This is a genomic window from Chryseotalea sanaruensis (assembly GCF_003990915.1).
Classification (GTDB): Bacteria; Bacteroidota; Bacteroidia; order Cytophagales; family Cyclobacteriaceae; genus Chryseotalea; species Chryseotalea sanaruensis.
In genome coordinates this window covers 339,383-354,370 of record NZ_BHXQ01000006.1, presented here as the reverse complement: position 1 = coordinate 354,370, position 14,988 = coordinate 339,383, and the positions used below count along the sequence as shown (strand labels likewise).

Annotated in this window: 12 protein-coding genes; 9 read left to right on the top strand and 3 right to left on the bottom strand. The window is 39.7% G+C overall.

The genetic code is table 11. The annotated features are described in order from the left end of the window. The first annotated feature begins 56 nt into the window (after positions 1 to 56). The 6 genes from SanaruYs_RS17045 (at position 57) to SanaruYs_RS17020 (ending at position 5,824) form a co-directional block, all read left to right on the top strand. Positions 57 to 1,013, top strand: coding sequence for a transketolase family protein (locus SanaruYs_RS17045; protein WP_127123801.1), 957 nt, complete (start codon positions 57 to 59; stop codon positions 1,011 to 1,013). A 90-nt stretch (positions 1,014 to 1,103) separates the two neighbouring features. Beyond that, the gene (locus tag SanaruYs_RS17040; protein ID WP_127123800.1) at positions 1,104 to 1,430 is read left to right on the top strand and encodes an ArsR/SmtB family transcription factor; all 327 of its coding nucleotides are present in this window, start codon (positions 1,104 to 1,106) and stop codon (positions 1,428 to 1,430) included. Positions 1,431 to 1,482: 52 nt separating this feature from the next. Further along, a complete protein-coding gene (locus SanaruYs_RS17035) occupies positions 1,483 to 2,328 on the top strand; it encodes an arsenite methyltransferase (protein WP_127123799.1) in 846 nt (281 codons plus the stop codon). Between the two features lie 110 nt (positions 2,329 to 2,438). Then, positions 2,439 to 2,885 carry an arsenic resistance N-acetyltransferase ArsN2 gene (arsN2, locus tag SanaruYs_RS17030; RefSeq protein ID WP_127123798.1) on the top strand — a complete coding sequence of 149 codons (447 nt, stop codon included), beginning with the start codon at positions 2,439 to 2,441 and terminating at the stop codon, positions 2,883 to 2,885. A gap of 153 nt (positions 2,886 to 3,038) precedes the next feature. Continuing rightward, entirely contained in the window at positions 3,039 to 4,931 is a 1,893-nt protein-coding gene (gene serA, locus SanaruYs_RS17025) for a phosphoglycerate dehydrogenase (RefSeq protein WP_127123797.1), read from the top strand. Positions 4,932 to 4,981: 50 nt separating this feature from the next. Then, complete coding sequence (locus tag SanaruYs_RS17020) at positions 4,982 to 5,824, top strand: ion transporter (protein WP_127123796.1); 843 nt, start codon at positions 4,982 to 4,984, stop codon at positions 5,822 to 5,824. 165 nt (positions 5,825 to 5,989) lie between these two features. On the opposite strand, the gene topA is transcribed toward SanaruYs_RS17020, so the two are convergent. After that, complete coding sequence (topA, locus tag SanaruYs_RS17015) at positions 5,990 to 8,521, bottom strand: type I DNA topoisomerase (protein ID WP_127123795.1); 2,532 nt, start codon at positions 8,519 to 8,521, stop codon at positions 5,990 to 5,992. A 199-nt stretch (positions 8,522 to 8,720) separates the two neighbouring features. Here topA and SanaruYs_RS17010 point away from each other — a divergent pair, with 199 nt between their 5' ends. The 3 genes from SanaruYs_RS17010 (at position 8,721) to SanaruYs_RS17000 (ending at position 11,816) form a co-directional block, all read left to right on the top strand. After that, positions 8,721 to 9,224 (top strand): SixA phosphatase family protein, encoded by a 504-nt coding sequence (locus SanaruYs_RS17010; RefSeq protein ID WP_160118701.1) that lies wholly within the window; start codon positions 8,721 to 8,723, stop codon positions 9,222 to 9,224. A 31-nt stretch (positions 9,225 to 9,255) separates the two neighbouring features. Further along, a complete protein-coding gene (locus SanaruYs_RS17005; protein WP_127123793.1) occupies positions 9,256 to 10,311 on the top strand; it encodes an agmatinase family protein in 1,056 nt (351 codons plus the stop codon). Positions 10,312 to 10,421: 110 nt separating this feature from the next. Beyond that, entirely contained in the window at positions 10,422 to 11,816 is a 1,395-nt protein-coding gene (locus SanaruYs_RS17000) for an alanine/glycine:cation symporter family protein (RefSeq protein ID WP_127123792.1), read from the top strand. Between the two features lie 66 nt (positions 11,817 to 11,882). On the opposite strand, the gene SanaruYs_RS16995 is transcribed toward SanaruYs_RS17000, so the two are convergent. Together SanaruYs_RS16995 and pgmB are read right to left on the bottom strand one after the other, a co-directional pair. Then, positions 11,883 to 14,162 (bottom strand): glycoside hydrolase family 65 protein, encoded by a 2,280-nt coding sequence (locus tag SanaruYs_RS16995; protein WP_127123791.1) that lies wholly within the window; start codon positions 14,160 to 14,162, stop codon positions 11,883 to 11,885. Between the two features lie 102 nt (positions 14,163 to 14,264). Further along, positions 14,265 to 14,939: a beta-phosphoglucomutase gene (gene pgmB, locus SanaruYs_RS16990; protein ID WP_127123790.1), complete on the bottom strand. Its 675-nt coding sequence runs from the start codon at positions 14,937 to 14,939 to the stop codon at positions 14,265 to 14,267. Between the last annotated feature and the right edge of the window lie 49 nt (positions 14,940 to 14,988).

Genomic DNA, 14,988 nt, shown 5'->3' with positions numbered 1-14,988 from the left:
CACCTTTTGGGTGAGGTTATATTTTTTGCGACTTTCGCGTTGCAAATAAAAGCATCATGACAAAATTCAGCTTTACAGAAAAGAAAGATACACGCTCTGGCTTCGGAGTTGGTTTATTAGAGTTAGGTAAACAAAATCCAAATGTGGTGGGGCTTTGTGCTGACCTTACAGGCTCGCTTAAAATGGATGCTTTTAAGAAAGAGTTTCCTGAACGCTTCTTTCAAATTGGTATCGCAGAAGCCAATATGATTGGTATGGCAGCTGGTATGACCATTGGCGGGAAGATTCCTTTTACAGGGACCTTTGCTAACTTTTCAACCGGCAGGGTATACGATCAAATTCGTCAATCAGTAGCCTATTCAAATAAAAATGTAAAGATCTGTGCCTCTCACGCAGGCCTTACCCTTGGTGAGGATGGCGCAACGCACCAGATACTGGAAGATATTGGAATGATGAAAATGCTGCCTGGTATGACTGTAATTGTTCCATGCGACTACAATCAAACTAAAGCCGCTACTATTGCTTTGGGGCAACATCAGGGCCCGGCATACCTGCGCTTTGGAAGACCAAGCTGGCCTGTATTCATGGCTCCTGATCGTCCGTTTACAATAGGTAAGGCAGATAAATTAATTGAAGGTAAAGATGTGAGCATTTTTGCTTGCGGTCATTTGGTTTGGAATGCCATTGAAGCCGAGGCTATACTTGCTGAGAAGGGCATCAGTGCAGAAATCATCAATATCCACACTATTAAGCCATTGGATGTTGAAGCCATTCTGACTTCGGTTGAAAAAACAAGGTGCGTAGTTACCTGTGAAGAACACCAGATGAATGGCGGCTTAGGCGACAGTGTTGCCCAGGTTTTAGCTCGCTTTAACCCCCGCCCTATTGAAATGGTGGCGGTTAATGACTCATTTGGTGAAAGCGGAACTCCAGCCCAGCTTCTTAAAAAGTATGGCTTAGGGCCAGAAAATATTGTAGCAGCGGCTGAAAAAGTATTAAAGAGAAAGAACTGATAATCAAAAGCTTGATTAAAAAGCCATCCTCAAAAGGGATGGTTTTTTTATTTAATGAAACCTTTATCGGTAAATTACGATTAATAAAAAATGGGACTAACAAAAACAGAAGCTTTTAGTCAAACCCAAAATGAGCTGGCAACCCTTAGTAAGGCCTTGGGCCATCCCGCACGCATTGCTATTTTACAGTTTCTGGCTCAGCGCAAAGTTTGTGTTTGTGGCGACATTGTAGATGAGCTTCCACTTTCCCAATCAACAGTATCTCAGCATTTAAAAGAGTTGAAAAATGCTGGACTGGTAAAAGGAGATATAGAGGGACCAAGTGTCTGCTATTGTATTGATGAAAAAGCCTGGGCAAAAGCGCAACAGGTTTTGCAACAACTCTTTGATAGCTACCAGCCAGATAAGTGCTGTTAAAATTTTTATTTTAATCGATCAATATCACAATAACATATAAAAGAAATTACCAATGGAAACCGCAGAACAACTCAAACAAATTGTAAAAGATAAGTACAGTGAAATTGCTGAACAAGATCGTGAGCTTAATGCGTCAAGTTGCTGTGGGGCAACGTGTGGTTGCGCTACAATCGACAGCGCAATTATGGCTGATGATTACACACAACTACAGGGTTATGCGGCTGACGCTGACTTAGGGCTTGGATGTGGACTACCAACTGAACATGCACATATTAAAGAAGGTAATACCGTTGTTGACTTAGGATCTGGAGCAGGCAACGATGCTTTTGTAGCGCGTTCAATTGTTGGCGAGAAAGGAAAAGTTATTGGTATAGACTTTACCGAGAAGATGATTGAAAAGGCACGTATTAATGCTGACAAACTTGGTTACAACAACGTAGAGTTTCGTCAAGGTGATATTGAAAAAATGCCACTGGGTGGAAACATAGCTGACGTTGTAGTTAGTAATTGTGTAATGAACCTTGTTCCTAACAAGCAACTTGCTTTTTCTGAAACACATCGCATTCTTAAACCGGGTGGCCATTTCAGTATTTCTGATATTGTATTGAGAGGTGAACTGCCAGAAGGCCTAAAAAAGAATGCAGAGATGTATGCTGGCTGTGTTTCTGGTGCTATTCAAGAGGTAGATTATTTGCTAGCCATTAAGGATGCAGGTTTTACTAATCTACAAATTCAGAAAGAGAAGAAAATCACCATTCCTGATGAAATTCTCACTAACTACTTAAGTCAGGATGAATTTAGTAACTATAAATCAGGGGCGATTGGTATTTACAGCATAACAGTATATGCCGAGAAACCATTGGAACAGAAGTGTGCCCCTGGTTCAGGGTGTTGCTAAATTGAAGTCGTTTAGTAAAGCTTCCATTTTCATCCTCTCCTTTGGAGAGGACGAAAGGTGAGGCCATAAAAAAGGCTTAACTAAACAACATTGTGTTGCTTAACTATAATATGATTTTGCAGATAATTGAAGATCAGACTACGTTAGAGAATCTCCGGACTTTTCTACAAAAAAATGCGCTGCCTTTCCACGATCTAAAACTGGAAGGCAGTGTTTACTTAACATATCTAAATGATCATCAACAATTGGTTGCTTCGGGTGGACTTGAGCTTTATGGTACCTATGCTTTGCTACGTTCTGTCGCAGTAGAGCAGGCACAAAGAGGTAAAAAATTAGGTGATCAGGTTGTACGAGATTTGATCACTAAGGCTAAATCTTTGGGTGTTATAGAGGTTTATTTATTAACAGAGACAGCCGAGGTATTCTTTGAGCGTAGAAACTTTAGTAAAATCAATCGTGAGCAAGTGCCCGAAGCCATTCTTAATTCTTCAGAGTTTAAAACTGTCTGCCCGGTTTCTGCAGTTTGCATGGTGTATAAATTGACTAAGAATAACTAATAATCAACTATCAATCTCTCTTAATTAAGGCTCCATTAACTCTCCTAGGGAGAAGCAAGGGTGAGACCAACTAACACTCATTAGTCAAATAAAAAGAGTGTAAAGCATTGGCTAATACCACGCGAGTTTATTTACTTTCGCTTTGGACACACTATGAAGCCAAGTAAGTATTTCGTAATCGATTTCGATAGCACTTTTACCAAAGTTGAAGCCTTTGATGTGCTGGCAGACATCTCTCTTAAAGATTTTTCAGATCATGAAAAACGTAAACAACAGATTGTTGAAATAACCAACCAGGGAATGGATGGTTCAATATCTTTTCGCGAGTCGCTCGAAAAACGCATTACTTTACTTCAGCCTAACAGGAGACACCTAGAACAACTCGTAATAGTTTTGCGCGGTATGGTGTCTGAATCTTTTAAAAGGAATAGAGAGTTCTTACAGGAATATGCTGACCAGGTGTACATCATCTCTAATGGTTTTCATGCTTTCATAGATCCAATAGTTACTGAGTTTGGCATTAAACCAGAAAATATTTTCGCCAATCGTTTTCACTTCGATGACAACGGTAATGTTATCGGGTTTGATAAAGAGAACCCACTCTCAGCAAACAATGGAAAAGTAGAACAACTTAAGCGTTTGAATCTGCCTGGAGATGTATATGTAATTGGTGATGGCTATACAGATTATGAAATCAAATTTGCAGGACTAGCCAACAAGTTTTACGCCTTTACTGAAAATGTAGAACGTGAGCGTGTGCTAAGCAAAGCCGATCACATTACTCCAAGTCTGGATGAGTTTTTATACCTTAATAAGCTTAACACGGCCATCTCCTATCCTAAAAATAGAATTACTGTTTTATTGCTGGAGAATGTGCACCCAGTAGCAGTTGAGTTAATGCGATCAGAAGGGTTTAATGTTGAAACCTATTCGGCTGCAATGACAGAAGATGAACTCTGTGAGCGTATAAAAAATGTTTCTGTACTGGGCATCCGTTCTAAAACACAAGTAACAGCTAAAGTATTGGAACAAGCCAATCGCTTAATGGCTATCGGTGCTTTTTGCATAGGTACAAATCAAATTGATTTAAAAGCAGCTACTGAAAAAGGTGTTGCCGTTTTTAATGCTCCGTTTAGTAATACACGTTCTGTAGTAGAACTAGCCATTGCAGAAATGATCATATTGATTCGTGGCATCGCGGATAGGTCTGCCAAGATGCATAAGGGAATTTGGGATAAATCAGCGAAAGGTAGTTTTGAAGTACGTGGCAAAAAACTAGGACTAGTTGGTTATGGTAATATTGGTGCACAGCTTTCTGTACTGGCCGAATCGCTTGGTATGAAGGTGTTGTATTACGACAGGGAAGAAAAGCTCGCGTTGGGTAATGCCGTTAAACTTAAATCTTTAAAAGAAGTATTGGAACAAGCAGATGTTGTTTCACTGCATGTCGATGGACGTGAGAGTAACGCTAATCTTATTGGAGAACGTGAATTTGGCTGGATGAAACATGGTGTTATTTTCATGAACCTGAGTCGTGGCCATATAGTTGATATCAATGCACTTAAAAATAATATTGAAAGTGGAAAAATTGCCGGTTGCAGTATTGATGTTTTCCCTTATGAACCAGTGAGCAATGAAGAAGAATTTCAGTCACCGCTAAGAGGTTTACCCAACACCATTCTAACACCGCACATTGGTGGTTCTACATTGGAGGCCCAGGAAAACATTGGACAGTTTGTTCCCGCAAAATTCATGGATTACATCAACACGGGTAGCACCAGCAATAGTGTAAACTTCCCCAACCTTACCTTGCCCATTTTAGAAAATGCGCACAGGATAATTCATATTCACAACAATGTACCAGGTATTTTGGCGAAGATAAACCAAGTATTGGCCCAACATGAGATTAATATTGTTGGACAATATTTAAAAACCAATGAGCAAATTGGTTATGTTATCACTGACATCAACAAAGAGTATAATAAAGATGTTGTTAAAGAGCTTAGAGCGATTGAGAACACCATCAAGTTCAGAATACTGTATTAGTCCTTAATTTTTAATACTCAGTTGTTCCTATTGTTTTGCTATCTTGATGGATGCAAAAGAATAAACCTTCAAAAAACTGGAAGGATAGCCTTTACGAAATCATCTTTGAAGCAGACACCACTGCTGGTCGCATTTTCGATATTGCACTATTAATTTGTATAATTTTAAGTGTTGTCACTGTAATGCTCGAGAGCGTTATTGGTATTCAACAACAGGTGGGTAAAATACTCTATACCCTCGAGTGGGTCTTTACTATCATCTTTACCTTAGAATACTTTGCCAGACTTATGGTAGTGAAATACAAACGGAACTATGTTCTCAGTTTTTTCGGTATTGTTGATCTCCTATCCATATTACCCACCTATTTGGCTATATTCTTTTATGGCGCTCAGTCATTAATGATTATTCGTGTATTGCGCTTCTTACGGATTTTCAGAATTTTTAAAATGGTAAAATTTGTTGGCGAGAGTAATGTATTGATGCAGGCGATAAAAGCCAGCAAGTATAAGATTACAGTTTTTATGATCACCATCATCACTTCGGTAGTTATTGCAGGCACCTTAATGTACCTTATTGAAGGTGGTGAAAATGGTTTTACAAGCATACCCAGAAGCATCTATTGGGCAATCGTTACCATGACAACCGTTGGTTATGGAGATATTGCTCCGCAAACAAATCTAGGTCAAAGTCTGGCAGCTATAATCATGATTATGGGCTATGGTATTATCGCAGTTCCAACTGGTATTGTATCTGCAGAAATGATACAACAGAAAAGTAAAGACAAGCTTAGCACACAATGCTGCCCTGTTTGCTTAAAGGAAGGTCATGATGCTGATGCAGTTCATTGTAAGTTTTGTGGAAGTACACTTAACGAATCAGATAAAAGTCAATAAACTCAATCTAAATTTCTAACTGCAAAGAGCGTTGAGATTCGCAGAGGTACAGTTTTTATCTTTGCGAACCTTTGGGTGCTCTGCGGTTAAATCTCAATACTTTCCTGATACAAAAAAAGATCGTGAACTTCTCCACGATCTTTTTTTATTTTGATAAGCTGCTGATTAACGTTTTGCTTTTTTCTTGGCTGCGGCCTTCTTCTTTGCAGGAATTACTTTTTTAACAACACCTGATTTTCTAGCTGCTTCTACTTTTGTTCCTGCCGACTTAGTAGTTGTTTTCTTTGCTGCCTTCTTCGCAACCTTAGCAGCTGATGTTTTTTTAGCAGCTTTCTTCGCTGTCTTTGTTGGTGCTTTCTTCGCTTCAGGAGTAGGCGCTGCTTTTCTTCCAAAACGACCTCTCTTCTCTGGTGTAGCATCAGCTAAAGCTTTGCATTCTGCATAGGTAAGTGATATTGGTTCGGTTCCCTTCGGAATCTTTACATTCTTCTTACCTGCTTTAATGTATGGCCCAAAACGACCATTGAGTACTTGCATCTCTTCATCTTCAGGGAAGCTCTTGATTAAACGATTCGCATCTGCAATACGCTTGGCTTCTATTAATTCGATAGCACGATCTCCGGTAATGGTGTATGGATCATCATCCTTCGGAATACTGACAAATTTTTTATCGTGTAAAACATAGGGGCCGAAACGACCCAAGTTCACTACCACTGGTTTGTCTTCAAACTGAGCAACCTCACGTGGCATCTTGAAAAGTTCCATCGCATCTGCCAATGCAATGTTTTCTAAAAACTGGCCTTGACGCAGACTGGCAAACTTAGGTTTCTCGCCACCATTGTCGTCAGGGTTTTCGCCTAGTTGAACATAAGCACCGAAGCGACCCAGTTTTGCATAAACCATTTTATCGGTTTTAGGATCAACGCCTAACTCTCTGCTTCTTCCAACTTCAGAACGTTCAATCTTTTCTGTTTTAAGAACAGTCTTATGAAAAGGCTGGTAAAAATTATCCAGCATGCGTCTCCAGTCTAACTTACCTTCTGCAATCTCATCAAACTCCTTTTCAATTTCAGAAGTGAAGGAATAGTCAGTAATATCAGGAAAGTTATCAACCAGAAAGTCATTAACAATCATAGCTGTGTTGGTTGGGAACAACTTGTTCTTCTCTGCTCCTGTTATTTCTGTATCAATTGCTTTGCTGAGTTCATTATTAACAAGCTTAAAGACGTTGTACTTACGTTCAACACCTTCTCTCGCTTCTTTTACTACATAACCTCTCTTTTGCACTGTAGAAATGGTTGGTGCGTAAGTAGATGGTCGGCCAATACCCAACTCTTCCAGTTTCTTTACTAAACTTGCTTCTGTGTAGCGTGGAGGTGTGCGGGAGAAAATCTGTTTACCCACTAACTCATTCAATACCAAATCTTGTCCAACCTTAAGTGGTGGCAATACTTTGCTGTCTTCCTGCTCATCATCATCATCGTCTGATTCCATATACACTTTAAGGAATCCTTCGAAAAGCACTACTTCACCTTGTGCCTGTAATACTTTAGGGTTGGTCGATATACCGATGTATGCTGTTGTCTTTTCCAATTCTGCATCAGCCATCTGCGATGCAATAGCGCGCTTCCATATTAAATCGTACAAACGTTTAGCACCACTGTCCATACCAGGATCCATCACACTAAAATCGGTTGGTCTGATAGCTTCGTGAGCTTCTTGGGCGCCAGATGATTTAGTCTTAAAGATTCTTCGTTGTGCAAACTCCTTACCATAAGCTGACACAATTTGTTGCGTAGCATTGGCTAGTGCTTCTTCCGATAAGTTTACAGAGTCTGTACGCATGTAGCTGATCTTACCTGCTTCGTACAACTTTTGTGCAACAACCATGGTTTGTGTAACAGAGAAACCCAGTTTACGAGATGCTTCCTGCTGTAGTGTTGAGGTAGTAAAAGGCGGTGCTGGTGTACGTTTTGAAGGTTTGGTAATTAAGTCTTTGATATTAAACTTGGCACCTTTACATGATTCAAGAAACTCAATTGCTTCATTCTCTTCTTTAAAACGCTCCGGCAGTTCAGCTACCAGTGTTTTGCCTTTGCCTAAATCAAAATAGGCATTGATTTTATAGGATGATGTAATATTGAAATCGTTGATCTCGCGCTCGCGCTCTACAACAAGACGAACAGCTACAGACTGTACACGACCAGCAGATAAGCCCGTTTTAATTTTCTTCCATAATATTGGAGAAAGTTGATAACCTACTAACCTGTCGAGTACGCGCCTTGCTTGTTGCGCATTTACCAAATCAATATCAATACCGCGAGGTGTTTGAATCGCATTCAAAATTGCCTTCTTGGTAATTTCAGTAAATACGATACGTCTGGTTTTCTTATCACTCAGGTCAAGTGCTTCCTTTAAGTGCCACGAAATAGCTTCTCCCTCACGGTCTTCATCGCTTGCCAGGTAAACCATTTCTGCATCTTCTGCCAGTTTCTTGAGTTTTGATATGATTTCCTTTTTATCAGGACTAATCTCATACGTTGGCTCGTAGCCATTTTCAATATCAATTGCGTCTCCACCCTTCGGCAAGTCGCGTATGTGTCCCATGCTGGAGGCTACTTTATAATCCTTTCCCAGATACCCTTCAATGGTTTTTGCTTTCGCAGGAGACTCAACAATAACTAAGTTTTTCGACATGCTTTTTTTATCAGAAGGGTCAAATATCTCTAATTTTTTAAAAAATCAAATTCAATTTTCTTGTTATTACATGTTTAGCACCCATCGGAAGGGGTAACATGTAACTAACTGTCAGCCTGTTAGCTCAATTAAAGATAATCTTCATGTGGATTTTTATAAGATGTTTAATTTTACAGATTCAAACCAAATCCTTCAATTCATGCAACGATCACTCTATATTATGCGGCACGCCCAGGCCGAAGAAATTCATGGCGGTTTGCATGATAAGGATCGTGAGTTAACTGGCAAGGGGCAGCAAGAGGCACTGATTATAGGAACTCAACTTTCTAAACAAGGATTTACCCCTGAATATATTTATACAAGTGTGGCAAATCGTACTAAACACACCGCAGCTTTAGTGTCTGATGTTTTGAAAGTTACCAGTGAACATGTAATTGAAGAAGAGGAACTTTACAATTCATCGATTCGATCTTACTTAAGCTTTATTAATAAAATTGATGCAAGTATCAGGTCGGTACTTTTGGTGGGGCACAATCCAACAGTATCTTATTTAGCTGAGTATTTAAGCAATGCGGAAATAGGTTCAATGCCCACAGGTGGTCTTTGTCTTTTACAAATCACTGTCCCCTCGTGGAAAGAAGTAAGTAAAGAGAGCGCCACTTTACTTGACTTTATTTACCCCGAACAATTTTCAAGATCTTAAACAGTACACTCAATATCGAAGTTATTATTCCATGACAAAAGAAGATATTATTGCCCAATTTGATCCAAATGCTCCCGGAGCTACAGGCAATCTATTTGGTCTCCCCTTTTCACCTGAAAATGCTGATCTAGTTATCGTACCAGTTCCCTGGGAGGTTACCGTTTCATACAAAGATGGTACAGCTAAAGGTCCGGAAGCAATTTTAGAAGCGAGTGCACAAGTTGATCTTTTTGTTAAAGACATACCGGATGCCTGGAAACTTGGTGTCGCTATGTTGCCAGTTCCACAGAATTTATATGAAGAGAATCGTAAGTTAAGAACACTCGCTGCACAGTACATACAATCACTAAGTGAAGGAGGTGAAACTGATGATAATCCCGTACTTGACAAAATAAATGAAGCTTGTGAAAACCTGAACATCTATGTAAAAAACACGACACTGAAACAAATAAAAGAAGGTAAGATGGTGGGTTTACTCGGTGGCGACCACAGCACACCATTGGGTTTTTTGCGTGCACTTAGTGAACGCTACGATCGCTTTGCTGTATTGCAAATAGATGCGCATGCCGATTTAAGAAAAGCCTATGAGGGTTTTACTTATTCTCATGCGAGCATTATGTACAATGCACTTAAACTTCCTGCTGTTGCTAAGTTAGTACAAGTTGGCATTCGTGATTATTGCGAAGAAGAGGTAATGGTTATGCAAAGAGCTGCTGGCAGAGTAGTAACTTTTTTTGACGAAGATATTAAGGCTCATCAGTTTGAAGGAAAATCATGGGATGCGATTTGTAACGTCATCATTAAAGAACTTCCCGAATTCGTTTATATCAGTTTTGATATTGATGGATTAGATCCCAAACTCTGTCCGAATACAGGAACACCTGTGGCAGGAGGTTTTCAATTTCACGAAGTGCTGCACCTGATTAAAAAACTTGTGAAGTCTGGTAAGAGAATTATTGGCTTCGACCTTAACGAAGTAGCACCGGCTGATAATAATGAATGGGATGCAAATGTTGGTGCGCGATTACTCTACACACTTTGTAATTGGATGGCCGTTTCTAATGGAAAATTAAAAACAAAGAACTGAAAAGAACCAGTCATCATTCTTTTATGGGTGTATTAAAGGCGTTTCACTTTTTTCGCTTAAAATTGTTGATTAAGGAATAAGTCCTATTTTAGCCCTTTAATTTTTTGGATATGAGTGAGTTTATCAGTGAATTAGCAACAAATGTCTGGACACCTGTTTTGTTCTTACTTATACTGGGGGGGCTCTTCTTTTTCTTTTATTCAGGATTCATTCAATACAAATATTTTACGCATGCTATTGCCATTCTTCGTGGTAAATACGATAATCCTAACGATCCTGGTCATATCAATGCCTATCAGGCACTCTCTACGGCACTTGCCTCAACTGTAGGCATGGGAAACATAGCGGGTGTGGCTGCAGCCATTTCCATTGGTGGCCCTGGTGCATTATTCTGGATGTGGGTTACAGCTTTTGTTGGTATGAGTACCAATTTTTTTACTAGCACACTCTCAGTTATGTACAGAGGTAAAGACAGTGAAGGTGTGATTCAAGGTGGCCCAATGTATGTAATAAAGGAAGCCATGGGCAAAGCCTGGCAACCATTAGCAGTACTCTTTTCACTTTGTGTTATGGTGGGTTGTTTGCCGATTTTTCAGGCCAACCAATTAACACAAGTGATTATTGATATTGGTATTACTTCAGAAAGTGCCAAAACTGCATCTTTCAATTTTTTAGGTTTTGATATTGGCATAGCCAAGTTTGTAATTGGTAGTGTACTAACCATCATTGCAGGTGTGGTTATTATTGGTGGGATACAACGCATCGGTAGTTGGGCGGGCAAAATGGTGCCTGTTATGATTGTTGTTTACTTTTTATCGGTTCTCACAATTATACTCTTGAATATTGGAAAAGTACCAGACTATTTGTGGTTGGTAATTACAGATGCTTTTGCTGCAGATAATTACCGTGGAGAACCGGCACTAGGTGGTATTGTAGGGGGGTTGATTGTTGCAGGTGTTCGCAGAGCATCATTCTCTAACGAAGCTGGTATAGGTACCGCCCCTATGGCATTAGGCGCTTCTAAAAGTAAAGAGCCTATCAGAGAAGGTCTCGTTTCAATGTTGAGTCCTATGATTGATACACTCATAGTTTGTACGCTTACAGCACTTGCTATTTTAGTAACAGATGTTTGGAAGACATCAGGCGCTAGTGGGGTATCACTTACTGCCAGTGCATTTGAAATGTCTTTGGGCACACCAGGTAAGCTGTTATTGCTGCTGAGTGCATTCTTCTTTGCTATTACTTCTCTATTCTCTTATAGTTATTATGGCAGCAAAGGCATGTCCTTTTTATTTGGTGCAAAGGCAGGACATTATTATAACTACTTTTACCTCTCTACTATTATAGTTGGTGCTGTTGCTTCTATGACTGACGTAATGAATGTTATTGATATCGCATACGCCTTGATGGCCTTCCCGACTATGCTCTCGGGATTTGTGCTTGCACCCAAAGTAATGGCCGAAGCCCGTAAGTACTTCGCAAAGCTTGATGCTAAGGAGTTTTAAAATATCGTTGGTGGTTGTTAGTTGTTGGTTGATCGTAATACCAACAACTAACAACTAACAACCAACTTAAGCGAGTTCTTTCTCCTCTCCCACTATTATCTCCAGCGGATCGCCTGAAATTACCTTAATATCAGTTGATGCTTTGCTAACGTTCACTAAAATAACCCTTCCTCTGAACTCAACTTTGAAAGAGTAAGACTTCCATTGATCCGGAATAAATGGATTGAAGTATAGTTTACCATCGCGCACACGCATACCGCCAAAACCTTTTACAACGCTCATCCACGTACCCGCCATACTGGTAATATGGCAACCATCTTCCGTATCATTGTTATAATCGTCCAGGTCGAGTCTTGAAGTGCGTAAGTACATCTCGTAAGCCTTCTCCTTATAGCCCAGCACAGAGGCTAGAATAACGTGTACACAAGGTGAGAGCGATGACTCATGAACAGTCATTGGTTCATAGAAGTCGAAGTTGCGTTTTAAGTCATCAAAAGAAAAACGATCTTCGAAGAAGTATATGCCCTGTAACACATCTGCCTGCTTAATGAAGCAAGAGCGTAATATCCTGTCCCATGACCATTTTTGATTAAGTGGTCTGTCTTCCTTTCTAAGCTTATCTACTGTTAATAATTCTTTATCAAGAAAGCCATCTTGTTGTAAATAGAGGCCACGCTTGCTATCTTCTGGCAAGTACATATTGGTTCTGATATCAGACCATTTTGCTGTTTCTTCTTTCTCATTAAAAGAAACCTTCTTCACCAGTTTTTCATACGCAGCCTTATCATCAATCTTTACAAAATCGATTGCTTGTTGTGTGTATTCTAAAGTCCAGGCAGCAATTAAGTTAGTGTACCAGTTGTTGTTAACGTTATTCTCATATTCATTCGGGCCGGTAACCCCTAACATTACATACTTCTTTTTATCAGCAGACCAGTTAACACGTTGTGCCCAAAATCTGGAGATACCAATTAAAACCTCCAGCCCATACTGTGTCAAGTATTTTTCTTCTCCTGTGTAACGTATGTAGTCGTAGATGCCATAAGCGATTGCACCATTACGGTGAATTTCCTCGAAAGTGATTTCCCACTCATTATGGCACTCCTCACCGTTCATGGTAACCATCGGATACAGCGCAGCACCATTGGTGAAGCCAAGCTTTGCAGCATTCTCAATAGCTTTCTGCAAGTGCTTGTATCTGTACACCAAAAGATTTCTTGCTACTTTCTCGTCTGTTGTGCCCAAGTAAAAAGGCAAACAATACGCTTCAGTATCCCAATAAGTACTTCCGCCATATTTCTCACCGGTGAAGCCCTTTGGACCAATGTTCAATCGCTCATCATCGCCCGTGTAGGTTTGCATTAACTGGAAAATATTAAACCTTATACCCTGTTGTGCCGCGATATCACCTTCGATGGTTATATCAGCACCCTGCCAGCGCTTTAACCAATTATTCTGATGTGCATCAAAGAGTCGGTCGAAGCCTTCCGTTTTAATAGATCGAAGTTTCTGTTCTGCTGCCGAAACCAATAAATCCTTTTTATGATTTTCGCTGGAAAGTACAACAGCATATTTCTCAATACTGAAAGTGATGTTCTCCTTTAAATCATAATTAAAAGTAATAGCAGCGTACTTATCGCGCGTTTCTGATTTAGCTACTACTGGTTTTACTTTATCATTTTCTTTTGTAAGAAAATTAATGCCGGTACAAACATGGAATTTTGTCTTTTTAGTTTCAGCTATTACGATTGCTCTGTCTATATCGGCTGATTTGTATATCTCCTCCCAAAATTTTTCATCATAGTTTGCATCCTTATTTTCAACATCCGCATCTACAGGAAGCACGACAGATAAATTACCTGAAAAGTTTAATGGTGTTATTGCATATCGAATCGCTCCTACTTCGCCATCAGCCATGCTGCAAAAACGTTTTGCGTCCACTGCTATTCGCTTTCCGCTGGGTAATGTTGCTATGAATGTTCTGGTTAACAGACCATTCTGCATATTTAGTTCGCGTTTAAAATTTTCAACTTTAGCTTTAGCTAAATCCAGCACCTCTCCTTCAATGGAAACATCAATATCAATCCAGCTTGGCGCATTAAGTACTTTAGCGAAATATTCCGGGTAACCATTTTTCCACCAACCAACTCTTGTTTTATCGGGATAATATACACCTGCTACATAACTACCTTGATGCGTATCTCCTGAATATTGCTCTTCGAAAGTGGCACGTTGCCCCATGCGTCCGTTTCCAATGCTAAAGACGCTTTCTGATATTCTATTGTTGGCCGGAGTAAATCCTTCTTCGATTATTTTCCAAGCATCATGCTTCAAATACTGTTTCATGTGAAATTTTTAATTAATTATTAAGGACACATGGAATGGTTAACTTCATCAATATGTTTTTTTGAAAACTTTGAAAAGGCCATTTCATATCTTCAACAATTCTTAGTGAATGGGGACAAGATTAATCATGTCCTCAATAGTAAAATTCTTTAAATCTGGAATAACAAGGTTTGCCTTGCCTAACTGTGCCGGAGAGCCTAAACCAATACAACGCATATTTGCTGCCAGGGCAGCTTCAACTCCAGCTTCAGCATCTTCAAAAACGATGCATTGATCAGGTGGAATATTTAATAATGATGCTCCTAAAAGAAATATTTCAGGATCCGGTTTACTTTTCTTAATCATGGTACCATCCACAATCACATCGAATAAGTGTGCAATTTTTAGTAAATCAAGAACAGCTTTTGCGTTCTTGCTGCTGGAGCCCAAAGCCACTTTAATACCGTTGGCCCTGCAGGATTCCAGCAAATTTTTTGCTCCAGGTAAAATCTCATCAGGTTTCATCTGGTTTACGTAGTCAACAAACCAGGTGTTCTTTTTGTCAGCCATAGCAACTTTCTCTACTTCACTAAATTGCAAGCCACCTAATGAAAGTATAATGTCCAAAGAATCCATTCGACTCACACCTTTCAAGCGTTCGTTTTCCTCAACGCTCAGGTCTGTACCAATCTCGTTCGCTAATTTCTTCCATGCCAAATAGTGGTATTTAGCTGTATCTACTATTACGCCATCTAAATCAAAAATGGCCGCTGATATTATGCTCTCTCTTGCGCTCATCAATTTCAAAATTCAAAAATACCTTATGCGATTGCCTTACTCTAGCGTA